The following is a 15116-nucleotide window of genomic DNA, read 5'->3' as shown; positions in this document are numbered from 1 at the left end:
TTGCTGTTCGCCGTCACGATGGAGGTCCGCATCCCCGCCGACCTCGACCCGCAGGTACGCGCCGACACCCTCAGCCGCGAGAAGGCCTACGCCCAGGAGCTCCAGCGCAAGGGAGTCTGGCGCCACATATGGCGCCGCGCCGGCGAGTACGCCAACCTCAGCATCTTCGACGTACGAGACAACGAGGAGCTGCACGAGGTCCTCTGGGGCCTGCCTTTGTTCCCGTACATGACCATGGACATCACGCCCCTGGCCACGCACCCGTCGGACATCAACGCGGGGAACGGGGGTGCGGACGCGGGGAGTTGAGGCCCCGTCCGCTGCGGGGTATGCCGGGATCTCAGGACAGGATCTCGACGTACCCCTCCGTCCCGTGCACCCGCACCCGCTGCCCGTCCCGGATCGCTTCGGTCGCGCCTTGTACGCCCACGACCGCCGGGAGGCCGTATTCGCGGGCGATCACCGCGCCGTGGGTCATCTGGCCTCCCACCTCCGTCACCAGGGCCGCGATGCCTACGAACAAGGGGGACCAGCTCGGGTCCGTGAAGGGGGTGATCAGGATGTCGCCCGGTTCCAGGTCGGCGTCCGCCATGTCGAGGACCACGCGGGCCCTGCCCTCGACGGTGCCGGCGGACACCGGGAGGCCGGCCAGGGCGCCGGCCGGTACGTCGTCGCGCCGGTACGACCCGGTGAGCGCCTCGCCGTCGGAGGTGAGCACCCGGGGCGGGGTGAGCGCCTGGTACGCGCGGTACGCCGCCCTGCGCTGCTCGATGAGCCGGGCGTCCACCCGGCGCGAGCGCGCGACGTCGTGGAACTCCTCGAAGGTGAGGTAGAAGACGTCCTCGGGCTCGGCGAGCACCCCGGCCCGCACGAGCCGCGCGGCCTCCGCCGTCAGGGCCCGCTTGTAGACGAAGTAGCGGCTGACGATGCCGTACTTGGGGTACTCCCGGTAGCCGATGAAGGTCCGTACGCGGTCGACCATCCGCTTCGTCTCGTCGGCCTTCCGCTCCCCGTCCGGCAGCTCGCGCAGGCGCGCCAGCACCTCGCGCTCCTTACGCTCCGCCTTCCGCCGCCCCTCCTCGAAGCGCCGCCCGGCGGCTCCCGGCGCGAAGTTCCTGACGTTGTCGAGGATCACCGGCGCGAGCGTGGCGGGGCGCTCGGCCCAGCGCGGCCGCGTGATGTCGATCTCGCCGACGCAGCGCATGCCGTACCGGTCGAGGTAGGACTCGATCGCCGCGCGCGCCTCGCCACCGCCCGCACACTCGGCCAGCGCGTCAAGAAAGCCCTGGCCCCCGACACCTCCTGCATCCCCCGCGTTCCCGACCTCCCCCGCGTTCCCGACCTCCTCCAGGAACTTCACCACCTCCGGATGCGGCCGCACCGCGTCCGCCACGTCGAGCAGTGCGAGCCCCATCTGGGAGGTGATGTTGTCGGGCGCGGACAGCGTGAGCGTGTCGGCCGCGTTCTTCTCGCCCAGCCACTCCGAGAGCCTGTCGTTGAGCCACCACGTGGCCTCCATCCCCGCCATGATCGCCTGCATGCTCAGCGGGTCGCCGAGGTTCCGCTTGTGCTCGGTGAACGCCTCCAGCAGGAAGTCGAACAGCTCGGGCCCGCTCTTCGTACGGATCCCGCGCTCCAGCTCCGCGACGGACGCCTCGTCGCGCTCGATCAGCCGCGCGACGACGTCCGGATCGGTCTCGATCGGAGAGGGAGCAGCGCGGTCCTGTGCGCTCCCGGCAGGCGCCTCGGCGGGACCCGTCTCGGGGCGCGACAGTACGAAGTCCTCCCGCCCGAGCACGCTCTCCACCGCGTCCCGGGTCAGCGGATCCCCCCTCCCCACGAGGTCCAGCAGCGCCGCGCGGCTCTCGGGCGAGGACAGCCGCGGCGTGACGTCCACGAACAGCCGCCCGCCCGCCTCGTGCATCGGCACCATGGCCGTCAGCCGCCACACCGAGAGCCCCAGCGGCCGCATGGCGTCGGTCATCATCTGCTGGTGGCCGACGGAGAGGTAGACGTGATTCTCCTGGTCACCGGCCTCGGGAACCGGGAAGAGCGTCGTGATCGGACGGCTCTGCACGATCTGGAAGTCGCCGTCCGCCAGGCACCATTCGATGTCCTGCGGACTGCCGAAGTGCGCCTCGATGCGCCGCCCGAGCCGTACGAGGCGCACCGCCTGCGCATCGGTGAGCGAGGGCTCCTCCTGCCGCCGCGCGTCGACCGCCACCTCCCGCGTGCCGCCGTCCGGCAGCGCGTGTACGGCGCGCCGCTTGGCCGCGATGGTCCTGCCGACGACCTCGCCGCCGCGCACGGTGAACACGTCGGGGTCGACCGTCCCTGACACCAGCGCCTCGCCGAGGCCGAAGCCGGCGTCCACGGTGGCGGTCTTGCGGTTGCCGGTGACCGGGTCGGCCGTGAACAGGATGCCCGCCGCCTCGGGGACGACCATCCGCTGCACGACCACGGCCATGCGGACCGCACGGTGGTCGATGCCGTTGCGCTGCCGGTACGTCACGGCCCGCTCGGTGAACAGCGAGGCCCAGCACCGCCGCACATGCTCCAGGACCGCCGCCTGCCCCACGACGTTCAGGTACGTGTCCTGCTGACCGGCGAAGGAGGCCGTCGGCAGGTCCTCGGCGGTCGCGCTGGAGCGGACGGCGTACGCGGCCCGCTCCCCGAACCGGGCGAGCGGGCGGGTGATCTCCGCAGCGAGGTCGTCGGGGACGGCCGCCTCCTCGATCGTCCGGCGCAGCCGCGCGCTCAGCGTGCGGATCGTGGCACGGTCGTCAGGATCCGCGCGCGAGAGCTCGTCGAATTGAGCGTCGAGCGACGGCGTCTGCCCCGCGAGCGCCGCTTCCTCCATGATCCGCCGGAAGGCGTGTGTCGTGACGCAGAATCCGTCCGGCACCCGGATTCCCCCGATCCGCGAGAGCCCGCCCAGATGCGCGCCCTTTCCGCCGACGATCTCGCCCTGCGTCTCATCGACGTCGCGGAGGTCCAGCACATAGTGCTCGGTCATTGCGACACCCCCGCCTTCGCGCATCCCGCTTCCACGCATCCCGCATGCGTCGACAGCAACACTCTCGTACCCCGTTTCCGCAGGTTGTGGCCTTAGGCGGATGATTCTGCGCGCTACCCGGGGCCTTGCCGCAAGCCCCCCTGTGCGCTATATGTTGAGAGTGGCGAGGAGAGCGAATTCTCCTTGCTTTTCTTTTTGCTCCAGGGCACCGGGCGCCTCGTCACCCCTCCCCCGCTACCGCCCCAGTACCGCCCTCAGCACCCCGGCGAATTCCGCGCCCCTCCGCAAGGGTGAAACACGGGTCATTCCGCAGGCCAAAGCGCTGCTCTCGGGCGGGCCTGGCTCACGGTTGGTGAGCCCACAGTGCCGCCCGGGCCTTGGAGAGCGCCGTGCATCTGCCCCTGTCACCGCCCCGCCTGACGTCTCGTCAGGATCCGCGCCGTTCCCCCGGCGCGCTCCTCGCGGTGCTGCTCGCCATGCTGCTGATCTCCGTGGGCGTGCCCTGGAGCGGCGCGGACACGGCGCACGCCGACAGCCGCATGACGGTACGCCTGGATCCCGCGACCTCCCCGGTCCCCTCGGGCGACAACGTCTCGTACGACGGGCTCATCCAGTGCTCCATCCCGGGCGGCTGCCAGAACGTGCAGGTCACCTTCACCCCGCCGCCCGGCGCCTCCGGCAAGGGCGAGATCGCGGAGCCGTATCCGCCGGGCGTGACCGACGTGCGGCGCGCCGAGGACGGCTCGGTCACCGTCACGTACAGCTCGATCGCCGGGGGCCAGAGCTCACATCTGACCGTGAGCTGGCCTACCGAGGACTACTGGACGCCGCCGGGGCCGCAGCGCGCGACGATGACCGCGACGGCGTCCAACGGGACTTCGCCGAGTACGGACGAGGCGGCCGTGGACGTGACGGCGCAGCCGGATCCGGCGATCACCAAGGAGGGCCCCGCGTCGGCACGCGCAGGCGACACCGTCACGTACAAGATCACGGCGACGAACGACCCGCACGACGCCAACCGCCCGCGCGGCAACCTCGCGTTGGAGAGCGCCCGGCTCACGGACGTGCTGCCGGAGGGCGTCGAGCTCGTCGACGCCACGCCCTCCGGCTACGCCTACGACCCGGACACCCGCACGGTGAGCTGGCCGGTGGACACCGAGACCGACAGACCGGGCAACCAGTTCGGGCAGGTCGAGAGCTATCCGTACGGGGTGGTGCGGGAGATCACCGTACGGGTTCCGGCCGACGCGGCGGACGGGGTGAAGCTCACCGACAGGGCGACCGTCAGCGGCGATCCGTACGGCCCCGACAGCACGGAGATCTCGGCCTCCGACAGCGTCACCACCGCGGTCTCCGGCGGCAGCGAGGGCACGGTCACCGGCACGCTCGACAAGTCCTCCGACACCGAACTGGCCGCCGACGGCCAGCGCATGTCCTACGTCCTGCGCTTCGGCAACACCGGCGACACCGCGGCCGACGCGCGGCTCACCGACGCCGTGCCGCGCGGCTTCGACGCGGAGTCGCTGCGCCTGTCCAAGCCGGACGGCTTCACGTACGCGGGCGACTGGACCGTGCGCGTCACGCTCTCCGACGGCAGCCGACGGACGCTGACGCCCAGTCAGCAACAGGTGGACCTGAGGCCGTACAAGGGCGATCTCACCTCGGTGGAGATCGTCGTGCCGGGCATGGCCGCCAACTCCCGCCTGGTCGGGCAGGTCACCGGGCGCGCCGACGCCGACGCGGTGCCCGGCGGCAGCGGCGACGTCCGCAACTGCGCGCAGCTCCGGCTCGACGGCGCCTCCGGTGGCGGTGGCACCGCGCGCGAGGAGTCCTGCGCCTCCTTCCGCGTCGCGCCCGAGGTGTCCCAGCCGCAGGTCAGCAAGAGCACCAGCGGGGCTCCCGTACCGCCGGGCGGTACGCACGTATGGCGGGTGAAGATCACCAATGACGCCTACAGAACGGAGTCCTCGCCGCTGCGCCCGCGCGTGGTCGACCTCGTACCGAGCCGGCTGGAGTACCAGCCCGGATCCTGGCGGCTCGCCCCGGACCAGCCGTCCTCCTGCCCCGCGGCCGGCGACTTCGACGAGCGGGTCTCCGCAGGTCCTGACGGTCGTACGCGGCTTGAGCTGACGGCGAGGGCGGGCGCGGAGATCCCGGCGGACGACTCCTCGTGCGAGTACGAGTTCAGCACCAGGGTGAGGCCCGGCGCCGACAGCGGCACGTACAGCGGCACCGCCTCCTCCGCGGACTACAAGGGCAACCGCCTCGGCCTCTACGACGCGCAGCGCCCCGTCAACACCCGCCGGACGGACACCCACGACATCGACGGCGACGGCAACACGGCGGAGAACGTCGCCGAGGCCACCGACGACTTCGCCATCGCGCAGTCCTCGCTGCTCTCCGTCGGCAAGGAGGTCAGGGGCGACGAGGACGGGGACTACAAGGGCTCGGCCGAGGTCCCGGGGCAGGAGGACGAGGTCGGCCGCTCGACGGCGGGCGGCAGCGTCACCTACCGCTCGGTGCTGGGCAACCTCGGCAACACCCGCCTCACCAACGTGGTCGCCTACGACATCCTCCCCGCCCCCGGTACCAAGGGCGTCACCAGCGGCCGTTACGACGACGCCTCGACCAGCGCATGGCGCCCCGTGCTGACGGGCCCGATCGACGCGGGCGGTGCGCCGGTCACCATCACCTATTCGGTGAAGGACGACCCCTGCCGCCCCGAAATGGACGGCACACCGGACAAGTCGGCGCCCTTCCAGTGCGACGGGAAGCCGGACCCCGGTTTCGTACCGGCGGGCGAGGTGACGGACTGGTCGCGCATCCGGTCCGTGCGCTTCGACTTCGGCGGCCACGTCTTCGAGGCCGGCGAACGCTACACGCTGGACTGGCCGATGGACGTGCCCGAACACGGCCAGGACGGCGCCCCGTTCGAGGGCGGCGAGCGGACCTGGAACAAGATCGCCATCGCCGGGGACCGCCTGCGCGGGGACGGTACGAGGACGCCGCTGCTGCCCACGGAGGCGCCGTGGGTGGTGGACGAGGTGGGCCCGTCACCGGGCCCGAGCCCCAGCCCGACGCCGAAACCCACGCCCACGCCGACACCCACGCCCACGCCCACGCCAACTCCCCCGCCCACGCCGACCCCCACGCCGACCCCGACGCCTACGCCCACCCCCACGCCGAGTCCGACGGTCACGCCCACACCCACCCCCACTCCGCCTCCCACGCCTTCGCCCACTCCCTCGCCGACGGACTCCCCCGTTCCCACGCCGACGGACACGCCGACGCCGCAGCCGACGCACCCGACGGGCGGCCCTCCGACCACGCCCCCGGACAAGCCGTCCTCCCTCCCCGGCACCGGCCTGTCCGCCGGGACACTCGGCGCGGGCCTCCTCGCCGCCCTGCTCATCGTGGCGGGAGGCTTCGCGGCCAGGGCGCTGCGGCGGCGCGGGAGTTGATGAGAGGTAGGCGACAGGGGCGTTGACGAGGGCGGTTGCGGACTCTCGCGTGGGCGGTCTCCTCCTGGAGGCCGCCCACGGGCGCGGGTTACGGGAGGCCGCGCGCCCGTGACAGAACGATGACCTTGCGCGGGACCGCCTGTAACAGGTTGCGGGATACAAAGAGTGCAGACCACATGCACCACACGCGCCACACCACTCTTGGGGGAACCCGATGAAGCACACCCGCACCGCGGCCCTCGCCGCCCTCGGCGTCGCCGCCGCGCTCTCGCTCACCGCCTGCAACGGCGGGGACTCGGGGAAGGACTCGTCCGCGCCGAGCAGCTCCTCCTCCGCCCAGTCGGACTCCGCGAAGGGCGGCTCGTCCTCGGGCGGCGGCTCCTCGGACGGCGGCGGTTCGTCGGCCGGCGGCGCGGAGGCCGGGGACGCGCAGGCGGAAGCGGGCAAGGGCACCGAGGCTCAGGCGGGTTCCGGGAGCGGTGCGGGCGAGGACGCGAAGCAGAACACGTTCTGCAAGAACGCGGACCTCAAGGTGACCGCCAAGGACGGCAAGCCCGACGCGCAGCACGGCAACGTCTTCGTCTACCTGACCAACACGAGCTCGGGCACCTGCTCGGTGACGGGCTTCCCGAAGGTCATGCTCAAGGACCGCGACAACACCTCGAGCCCGATCCAGCGCGATGACAACCAGCCGCGCGTCGCGGTCCTGAAGTCCGGCCAGCGTGCCGGCTTCAACATCTCCTACCCGGCGGACACCTCGGGCGACGCCATGGCCAACCCGACCGACATCGAGGTGACCGTGCCGCACGAGTCGGCCTCCGTGAACGTGAAGTGGCCCTCGGGCGGGATCAAGGACTCCTACAGCGACGTCAGGGTCCACCCCATCCACCCCGACCCCATCTCGTAACGAGGGCCGGCGGACCTCCGGGGCCGGGCTCACCCACTCGCGGTGAGCCCGGCCCCGTCGGTGTGCGGGGGCAGTTGACGCTCGCCCTCCCCGCCGCGGCCCGGGGAAAACAGGAGCCACAGGCTGCAGAACAGGGTGATGACCTGCGTGCCCAGCAGCAGGGTGTACCCGGCGGCGAAACCGCCCGTGGCGGTGATGGCCATGCCCATCAGGGCCGGCATGAAGGCGGAGACGAGGTTGCCCGCGCCGTTGACGATGCCGTACGCGGTGCCCACCCCACCCGGCTCGGCGTACTGCTGGACGAGCGTGGGAATGGCCGGGCTCTGGAGCCCCCAGAAGCCGTTGGCCAGGATGAGGCCGGCCGCGGCCAGCCACACGGGGCCCGCGGAGATGACCACGGCCACGCACACGCCGGTGCCCACACTGCCCGCGGCGAACAGCAGCGGCACCCGCCGCGCGGGCATCCGGTCGATGAGCCAGCCCCCGAGGAGGCCGGACGCCAGGCTCATCAGGAACGGCAGCGAGGAGAGCGCGCCGCTCTGGGCGAGCGAGAAGCCCCGTTCGTCGATGAGGTAGCTGGGCAGCCACGAGGTGCTGCCCCACAGGTAGGCGAGGGTCGCGATCTCGATCATCACGATCCACCCCAGCCGCGGCGTGCGCAGCGCGGCCCGCACCGCGGCACGCGAGGCACGGCGCGAGGCCCGGGGCGCGGGAGACGGACCACCTGACTGCCCGTCACCAGCACCGTACGCCTGGGGAGTTGAGGGCGTACCGCGCCGCGTACGCGGGATGCACAGCAGCACCAGCGGCAGCCCGACGGCGGCGTTGAGCAGTGCGAGGACGAGGAACGAGGCGTGCCAGTCGAAGCGTTGGACCAGGAAGGCGACCAGGGGCAGCCCGACCGCGGTGCCGAGCGAGACGCCCATCGAGCTGACGGCGTTGGGCTTGCCGACCTCGTGCGGCGCGAAGTGCTCCTTGACGTACATGGTCTTGAGCGAGAACAGCGGCCCCTCGGCCGCCCCCAGCAGAAGGCGCAGCGCGGTGAGCACGAGGGCGCCGAACGCGTACGGGGAGGCGAGGGTGAAGAGCGCCCAGGTGAGCACGGAGACCACCAGTCCGCGCCGCACGCCCAGCCGGGCCTCGTAGAAGGGGATGAGCAGGAAGGCCGCGAGCCCGTAGCCGAGCAGGAAGAACGTCGTCAGCGCGCCCTGCGCGGTGCGGTTACCCGTGATGCCGAAGTGCTCGGTGAAGGCCGGGTCGGTGATCAGCACGGAGACGTTCACGCGGTCCACGTACGAGATGAGCACGATCACCAGCAGCGCGAAGACGCCGGGCCAGCGCCGTACGGAACGCCCCTCGGCCACGGATCCGCCACGCCCCGACTCGCCCACGCCGTCCATCTGTTGCCGCCCCACCCCTGCTCGGTTGCCGCTTCCCTTCGCGATCAGGCGAATCTAGGCAGGATTATTTAAGGGGTCAATGGTTAACCGGTGAGGCAGTGCCGGGCTGCCTGGTCAGCCCCCTCCGCCGGTTGACATGCAACCAAATGGTTGCCAAATTGAGGGTGAGGGGGTTGGATGACATGGACGAGGTGTTCAAGGCGCTCGCGGATGCGAGCCGCAGGCGGCTGCTGGACCGTCTCAACGAGCGGAACGGGCAGAGCCTGCGCGAGCTGTGCACGGGCCTGGAGATGTCCCGGCAGGCGGTCTCCAAGCACCTGGCGGTGCTGGAGGACGCAGGTCTGGTCACGGCGGTCAGGAGCGGCCGGGAAAGGCTGCACTACCTCAACCCCGTACCCATCCAAGAAATCTCCGGCCGCTGGATCGGGCAGTACGACCGAGACCGGGTGGCCGCGCTCAGCAATCTCAAGCATTCCCTGGAAGGAAAGACGATGAGCAAGCCGGAGTTCGTCTACACGATCTACATCCACACCACGCCGGAAAGGCTCTGGGAGGGGCTCACCAGCCCCGAATTCCTGAAGCAGTACCACGGCGGCTTCGCGCCCTCCTCCGACTGGAAGGTCGGCTCGAAGGTGCTGTGGCCCGTCGAGGACGGCGGCGAACCGCAGGACCTCGGACAGGTGGTCACCGAGTCGGAGCCCGGCAAGCGGCTCGCCTACACCTGGCACACGCTGCAGCCGATGCACCAGGAGATGTTCGGCATGAGCGACGAGGAGTTCGCCGAGGCGGTCAAGGAACGCTCGAAGGTCACCTTCGACATCGAGCCCGGCGAGGAACCCGGGATGGGCCTGAAGCTCACCATCACGCACGACGGCTTCGACTCGCCCGACTCCAAGATGCTCGAGGGCGTCAGCGGCGGCTGGATCATGATGCTCTCCGAGCTGAAGACGATCCTGGAGAAGGGCTGACACAGCGCCGCGCCGGGGACGCGGCGCAGGCCCGCGAGCGGGCGGACGAGCCGTCGCCGAGCGCCGGGGGGGGCGACGGCGAGGCCCGCCGCTCGCGGTCGCGGCGGCTACTCCCCGGAGGCCCGGGAGCCTTCGCCCTTTTCCTCGCCTTCCTTCTTCTTCTGCGCGCGCTCCTCCTTGGCGTGCCGTTCCTCGATGGTTTCCGAGGCCAGCTTTCCGCGCTCGGCTTCGCGCTCTTCCTCGCGCGGCGTCCTCTCGTGACCCATTCCGGCACCTCCTCGACTCGGCGGAATGTCCGGCGCGTCCGCCCCGCCGGGTCCCCGGGCGCCGGCCCGGAAAACACCCGGACGTACGCGGCCGGCCCGCACGCACGCGGCGTACGCCGGACCGGCCAGGGGGTTTGTCCCCCGGCCCCCGGGGACCCGTGAGCCGAGCAATCGAGGAAGGGGCTGCCCTTGCCCGGTACGGAAACGGAACGCGAAGCGAGCGGCACAGGCGACACCGGCGGCACACCGCGGTTCTCCGCGACCTCCGGGAGCCGCGTGCGGCGGTCCCTCGGCCGGCTCGCCGACGCGCTGCGCAGGGCGCGGGAGTACGCGGGCCCTGAGCGCGAGACCCTGTTCCTGCTGTTCAAGAGCGGGCTGGCCGGAGTGGTCGCCTGGGTGCTGGCGAAGTACGCGATCGCCTCGCCGCAGCCCACGTACGCGCCCTTCACGGCCCTGCTGGTGGTGCAGTCCACGGCGTACCGCACCCTGATGCAGACCCTGCGCTACGTACTCGCCGTGGTCATCGGCGTGGTGGCGGCCGGGGTCGCGGGCCCCTTCGTGGGCCAGAACGCCTGGGGATTCGCCGCGATGCTCGCCGCGGCCCTGGTCATCGGGCGCTGGCAGCGGCTGGGCAGCCAGGGGATGCAGGTCGCGGTCGCGGCGGTGTTCGCCTTCAACGCCCTGTCGAGCACGCCGACCGCCACCCTGTGGCAGATCATCTCCATGGCGGTGCTGGGCGCGGCGGTCGGCGTCGCCGTGGCCCTGGCCGTACTGCCGCCGCTGCGTTACCGCACCGCGCGGCGGGGCGTGACCAGCATGTCCGACGCGCTGGAGTCACTGCTCGACGACATGGCCGCCGGCCTGCGTTCCGGCATGCCCGAACGGGACACCGTCGTGGACTGGCTGGAACGCGCCCGGCAGCTCGACAGGACCGCCCAGAGCGCACGCCAGGCCGTCGACTCCGGCGCCGAGAGCGTGGTCTGGAACCCGCGCCGCCTCCTGCGCCGCCGCCCCACCCCGACCACCTTCCGCGGCTACCGCACCCTGGTCGAATCCCTCTCCCGGGCCGGCGAACAGCTCCGCAGCATCTGCTACGCGCTGCTGCGCATCCTCGACGACGAGCACACCGAGGCGCCCGCGGCCCGCTTCCTCACCGGGTACGCGGAGCTGCTGGAGACCCTGGCGCTCGCGCCCGTCCACGTGGGCGCGCACCCCGGCGAGCCGGACGAGGAGAACCCGGTCAAGGGCGTCCTGGACAGCGCCCGCGACCAGCACGAGGACCTCACCGACGGCGCCGGGGACGACTCCTCCGGCCACTGGGCCACGTACGGGGTACTGCTCACCGACGCCGACCGGCTGGTGGACGAGTTCTCGTACGCCCACGCCAACGGCGCCCTGCACCCGGAAGCGGAACGGGAGGCGGAAGGCGAGGGCGCCTCAGGCCGGCGCCGGTGAGCCGCGTACGGCACGACGGCCGCGGCGCGGGCACGCGGCCCGCGCCGGTCAGGCGATCGGCACCGCTCAGGCGGCCTGGGTGAGTTCGGCGCGGCCGAAGAGGATGGCGTAACCGGAGGGCAACTGGGCCAGGATCCGCTCCAGCAGCTCGGGTCCCGCGAGGCGGCCGACGACGCCGAGGACGGAGCCCACGTCCCAGCGGGTGGTGGCCAGGTGGCCGCCGGTACGCACCGCGAGGTCCTTCACGAAGGCCCAGCCGGTGAGGGGGGCGGCCTCGGGGATCTCGGCGGTGAAGATCTGCGCGGCCTCGTGCGGCAGACGGGCCGCGAGTTCCACGCGTTCCTCGCCGGTGACGCGCCGGCCCAGCGCGGCCAGGACGCGGCAGGTGACTTCTTCGGCGCGCTCGCGAGTGGAGTACGCGCCGTCGTAGCGGACGCGCTCCAGCATCCGCGCGTAGGACATGGCGGGCGCGTGGCTGAAGAACGCCTGTGTGGGCTGCATCGGTGAACGAGTGCCTTTCTCTCTATGGGGTTGTTCCGGCGTCCGGGCCGGTGGCCGACGGCGGGCCACCGGCCGTACGGACCGCCGGGTGAGTGCGGTGGGTGGTGCGGCGGTTGCCGCGGTGGATGTGCTGGGCGCGCGGCCGGGCACCATGCCGTGGCCTGGCGGCGGTTGACCCGGCGCGCGCCCGCGTGACCCGGCCTCAGGTACTGATCTCCTTGCGGTCGGCGCCGCCGCCGACGGAGATCTTGCGGGGCCTGGCCCGCTCGGTGATCGGGATCCGCACGGTGAGGACGCCGGCGTCGTACTGGGCGTCGATGCGCTCGGTGTCCAGCGTGTCGGCCAGCATCACCTGGCGCGAGAAGACGCCCAACGGGCGCTCGGCGAGCTCCACCTGGGCCTCCTCGCCGCGCGCGAGCGGGCGGCGCTCGGCCTTGACGGTGAGCATGTTCCGCTCGACGTCGATGTCGATGGCGTCGGGGTCGACGCCGGGGAGGTCCAGGGCCAGCACGTACACGTCGCCGTCGCGGTAGGCGTCCATCGGCATCACCGAGGGCCGCGACCACGTACCGGAACCCGTGCCGCCGTTGAAGACCTGCTGGGTGAGCCGCTCCAGCTCGCGGAAGGGGTCAGTGCGCATCAGCATCGGGAAACACCTCCATTTTGACGGGCCAGTCGCCTGCCCAATGCGCTGCTTCCTGCTGTCCCCTTCTTGTAGCATGTCATCCGGACGATGACAAGCAGGGGCGTCATCGATGCGGCGACACATCGGTACGGTGACGCACCGGTACGGCGACAGCGCGAGCGGAGGTGGCGCATGAGCCGGGACGACCGGAAGGCGGCGGACGAGAAGGCGAAGCCGGGGACAAGACCCGGGGCCAGGACAGGGGCCGGGGCAGCGCGGGAGAAGTCCCCTCCCGCCTCCTTCCCCGCGGCCGAGGCGGCGCTGGAGGCGATCGAGGAGGCCGTGCGCACCGCGCAGCGGGCGCGGCCCGAGCGGCAGCCGAGCCGGACGAGTTCCGAACAGGCCCTGGCGGCCCTCCTGTTGCTGCGCCAGGTCAGGGACCAGCTCGGCGACTGGGAGACCGGGCTGATCGAGACGGCGCGCGCGGCGGGTGCGAGCTGGGCCGACCTCGCGCACCCCCTGGGCGTCGCCAACCGCCAGTCCGCCGAGCGCCGTTACCTGCGGCAGCGCCCCGGCGCCCCCGACAGCACCGGCGAGGAGCGCATCCAGGCCACCCGTGACCGCCGCGCCGCGGACCGCACGGTCACCGCCTGGGCCCGCGACAACGCCGCCGACCTGCGACAACTCGCCGCCGCCGTCACCGCGCTGAGCGACCTTCCCGCTGCCACCCGTACGCCGCTGACCCGGGCGCTCGGACACGACGACGCGGCGCGGCTGATCGAGCCGCTGGCCCGCTCCCGCGGACACCTCGCCGCCGAACACCCCGACCTCGCCGGGCGCATCGACGCGCTCACCCGGCAGACCGACCGGCTCCGCCACGACAGCGACGCGCAACGGCGGTCCGGCTGACCTTCACCACGGTCCTTCACTGCGGTCCTTCACTGCGGTGTCGGGCGCCGACGGCTCATCGCCGTCCGACGCGCGCACGCGGTGGTACGCGGCCGTGCCCCTCGCACCGCCGCGTACCACCCACGCACTACACCGGGCCCGGTCTTACAGCCCGTCACCCCACCCCGGCTGGACCATCGTCTGGAACGCCCACTCGCCGCCGCGCTTGACCAGGATGTCGGCGTATCTGAGCTGCTGTGTCCGCCCCTCCACCGTCATGGTCGAGTCGGTGAAGACCACGGCCATCGCGGGTGAGAGGAACACCGGGGTGCGCACCGAGTCGAAGGCGATGTCCTCTTCGCCGCTCTCGCCCATGACCTGCGTCATGGTCCGCACGAACTGTTCGCGGTCCCACTGCGCGGACCTTCCGTCGCCCGCGGAGTCGTCGCTCACCAGATTGAGCGGGAAGACCGCCATCGCGGCCATCCGCTCGGTGTCCCGCTTCCCGCTCGCCGCGTCGTACGCGGCGAACCACGCGTCAAGTCCCGCCCGGTCCTCCTCGGTCGGCGTGTATCCGGTCTCCGGCAGAACGGTCATGCGGCCCCCTCCTCTGCGATCCGGCGAACCCCCTCGGCCGCCCACCAGGGCGCGGCCGACGACGGAAAGGTACGGGCGACTCCCCCATTAGTCAAACTTGATTAGCCGCAACTCGGGTCACACCGGGAAACCAATGCACCCCCTCCCCCGCCCAGTTGCGCCCTCACAGCACACACCCGGCCGGGTGCGAAGAGTGAGGAAATGGGGGTCGGGCGGGGTGCGGAGCGTTAGCATTCTGCGGGCGCGACAGCCAGCAAGGGGGGTCATGAACATCCGTACATTCGCCGCCGTCCTCACCGCCGGAGCCTGCCTGTCGCTGACCGCCGCCTGTTCGGGAAGCGCGGAGAACGTCGCCAACGCCGAGGCGGGCGGCGCGAAGCCCTCGTCGAAGGAGCGGCGCACGGAGGACCCGGGGTGCGCGGAGGCCGCGCGGGAGTCCCGGGACGAGTGGATCCCGGAGTGCGCCCCGGATCCCGACGAAGCGGTCCAGGGAGCGAGCGCGAGCCCCTCCGCCACCGCGGGCACCCGGCAGTTGAGGCTCGGCAGGACCGTGACCACCGTCGGCACATCGGGGCGCGGCGCGCTCGCGCTCAGCCCGAGCACGGTGCTCGACACGAGCATGGCCACCGGAGAGGCGCCGGACAAGGACCTGTTCACCATCGTCGCCGTGCGGGCCGAGGCGGTCGGCGCCGCCTCGGCCGACGAGGCCACGCCCCAAGAGCACGGCGGCTGGCGGTGGATCACCCGTAGCGGCCGCACGATCGACGCCGGGGACGGCAACTCGGCCTTCAACGTGGTCCCGCGCGGCTTCGAGAACGCCGGAAGGGTGCGGCCCGGCGCGCACGACTGGCGGGTCGCCGTCTTCGACCTGACCGGCGAGGAGCGCGAGGGCGGCACGCTGGCGTACGTGGACGGCGCGGGCGCGACCTTCCGCTGGCGGGTGCCGGGCGAGGACGCGGGGCCGTACGTCGGCGCGCTCAGCCACGCACTCACCCGCTGAGGCGCTGACCCGCTGAGGCGCCGGCGACACTC

General features: G+C 72.1%; 13 protein-coding genes. 7 read left to right on the top strand and 6 right to left on the bottom strand.

Annotated elements, in window-relative coordinates; translation table 11 throughout:
* The gene (gene catC, locus ABEE00_RS03445; RefSeq protein WP_345743699.1) at window positions 1-309 is read left to right on the top strand and encodes a muconolactone Delta-isomerase; all 309 of its coding nucleotides are present in this window, start codon (window positions 1-3) and stop codon (window positions 307-309) included.
* A 31-nt stretch (window positions 310-340) separates the two neighbouring features.
* Here catC and rph read toward each other — a convergent pair whose 3' ends face one another.
* Complete coding sequence (gene rph / locus ABEE00_RS03440; protein WP_345743698.1) at window positions 341-3016, bottom strand: rifamycin-inactivating phosphotransferase; 2676 nt, start codon at window positions 3014-3016, stop codon at window positions 341-343.
* Between the two features lie 389 nt (window positions 3017-3405).
* Between rph and ABEE00_RS03435 the strand changes: the two genes are divergently transcribed.
* The gene (locus tag ABEE00_RS03435) at window positions 3406-6477 is read left to right on the top strand and encodes a DUF11 domain-containing protein (RefSeq protein ID WP_345743697.1); all 3072 of its coding nucleotides are present in this window, start codon (window positions 3406-3408) and stop codon (window positions 6475-6477) included.
* Between the two features lie 214 nt (window positions 6478-6691).
* Complete coding sequence (locus ABEE00_RS03430; RefSeq protein WP_345743696.1) at window positions 6692-7384, top strand: DUF4232 domain-containing protein; 693 nt, start codon at window positions 6692-6694, stop codon at window positions 7382-7384.
* Window positions 7385-7413: 29 nt separating this feature from the next.
* Here ABEE00_RS03430 and ABEE00_RS03425 read toward each other — a convergent pair whose 3' ends face one another.
* Window positions 7414-8799: an MFS transporter gene (locus ABEE00_RS03425; RefSeq protein WP_345743695.1), complete on the bottom strand. Its 1386-nt coding sequence runs from the start codon at window positions 8797-8799 to the stop codon at window positions 7414-7416.
* Window positions 8800-8966: 167 nt separating this feature from the next.
* On the opposite strand from ABEE00_RS03425, the gene ABEE00_RS03420 reads away from it, so the two are divergent.
* Complete coding sequence (locus tag ABEE00_RS03420; RefSeq protein WP_345743694.1) at window positions 8967-9752, top strand: ArsR/SmtB family transcription factor; 786 nt, start codon at window positions 8967-8969, stop codon at window positions 9750-9752.
* Window positions 9753-9859: 107 nt separating this feature from the next.
* On the opposite strand, the gene ABEE00_RS03415 is transcribed toward ABEE00_RS03420, so the two are convergent.
* Complete coding sequence (locus tag ABEE00_RS03415; RefSeq protein WP_345743693.1) at window positions 9860-10018, bottom strand: hypothetical protein; 159 nt, start codon at window positions 10016-10018, stop codon at window positions 9860-9862.
* Window positions 10019-10207: 189 nt separating this feature from the next.
* Here ABEE00_RS03415 and ABEE00_RS03410 point away from each other — a divergent pair, with 189 nt between their 5' ends.
* Entirely contained in the window at window positions 10208-11473 is a 1266-nt protein-coding gene (locus ABEE00_RS03410) for an aromatic acid exporter family protein (RefSeq protein WP_345743692.1), read from the top strand.
* 66 nt (window positions 11474-11539) lie between these two features.
* Here the strand turns inward: ABEE00_RS03410 and ABEE00_RS03405 are convergent, their stop codons facing one another.
* Both ABEE00_RS03405 and ABEE00_RS03400 read right to left on the bottom strand, forming a co-directional pair.
* Window positions 11540-11974, bottom strand: a complete 435-nt coding sequence (locus ABEE00_RS03405) for a DUF2267 domain-containing protein (RefSeq protein ID WP_345743691.1) — start codon at window positions 11972-11974, stop codon at window positions 11540-11542.
* 202 nt (window positions 11975-12176) lie between these two features.
* Window positions 12177-12620, bottom strand: coding sequence for an Hsp20/alpha crystallin family protein (locus ABEE00_RS03400; protein WP_345743690.1), 444 nt, complete (start codon window positions 12618-12620; stop codon window positions 12177-12179).
* 171 nt (window positions 12621-12791) lie between these two features.
* Here ABEE00_RS03400 and ABEE00_RS03395 point away from each other — a divergent pair, with 171 nt between their 5' ends.
* On the top strand, window positions 12792-13508 hold the full coding sequence (locus ABEE00_RS03395) for a type III effector protein (RefSeq protein WP_345743689.1): 717 nt from the start codon (window positions 12792-12794) through the stop codon (window positions 13506-13508).
* A 144-nt stretch (window positions 13509-13652) separates the two neighbouring features.
* Here the strand turns inward: ABEE00_RS03395 and ABEE00_RS03390 are convergent, their stop codons facing one another.
* Complete coding sequence (locus ABEE00_RS03390; RefSeq protein WP_345743688.1) at window positions 13653-14084, bottom strand: nuclear transport factor 2 family protein; 432 nt, start codon at window positions 14082-14084, stop codon at window positions 13653-13655.
* Window positions 14085-14349: 265 nt separating this feature from the next.
* On the opposite strand from ABEE00_RS03390, the gene ABEE00_RS03385 reads away from it, so the two are divergent.
* On the top strand, window positions 14350-15084 hold the full coding sequence (locus tag ABEE00_RS03385) for a hypothetical protein (protein ID WP_345743687.1): 735 nt from the start codon (window positions 14350-14352) through the stop codon (window positions 15082-15084).
* The last annotated feature ends 32 nt before the right edge of the window (window positions 15085-15116 follow it).

The sequence above is a fragment of the Streptomyces odontomachicola genome, from assembly GCF_039605595.1.
Taxonomy (GTDB): Bacteria; Actinomycetota; Actinomycetes; order Streptomycetales; family Streptomycetaceae; genus Streptomyces.
The sequence above is the reverse complement of the archived record's forward strand: the minus strand, read 5'-3'. Positions and strand labels throughout refer to the sequence as shown.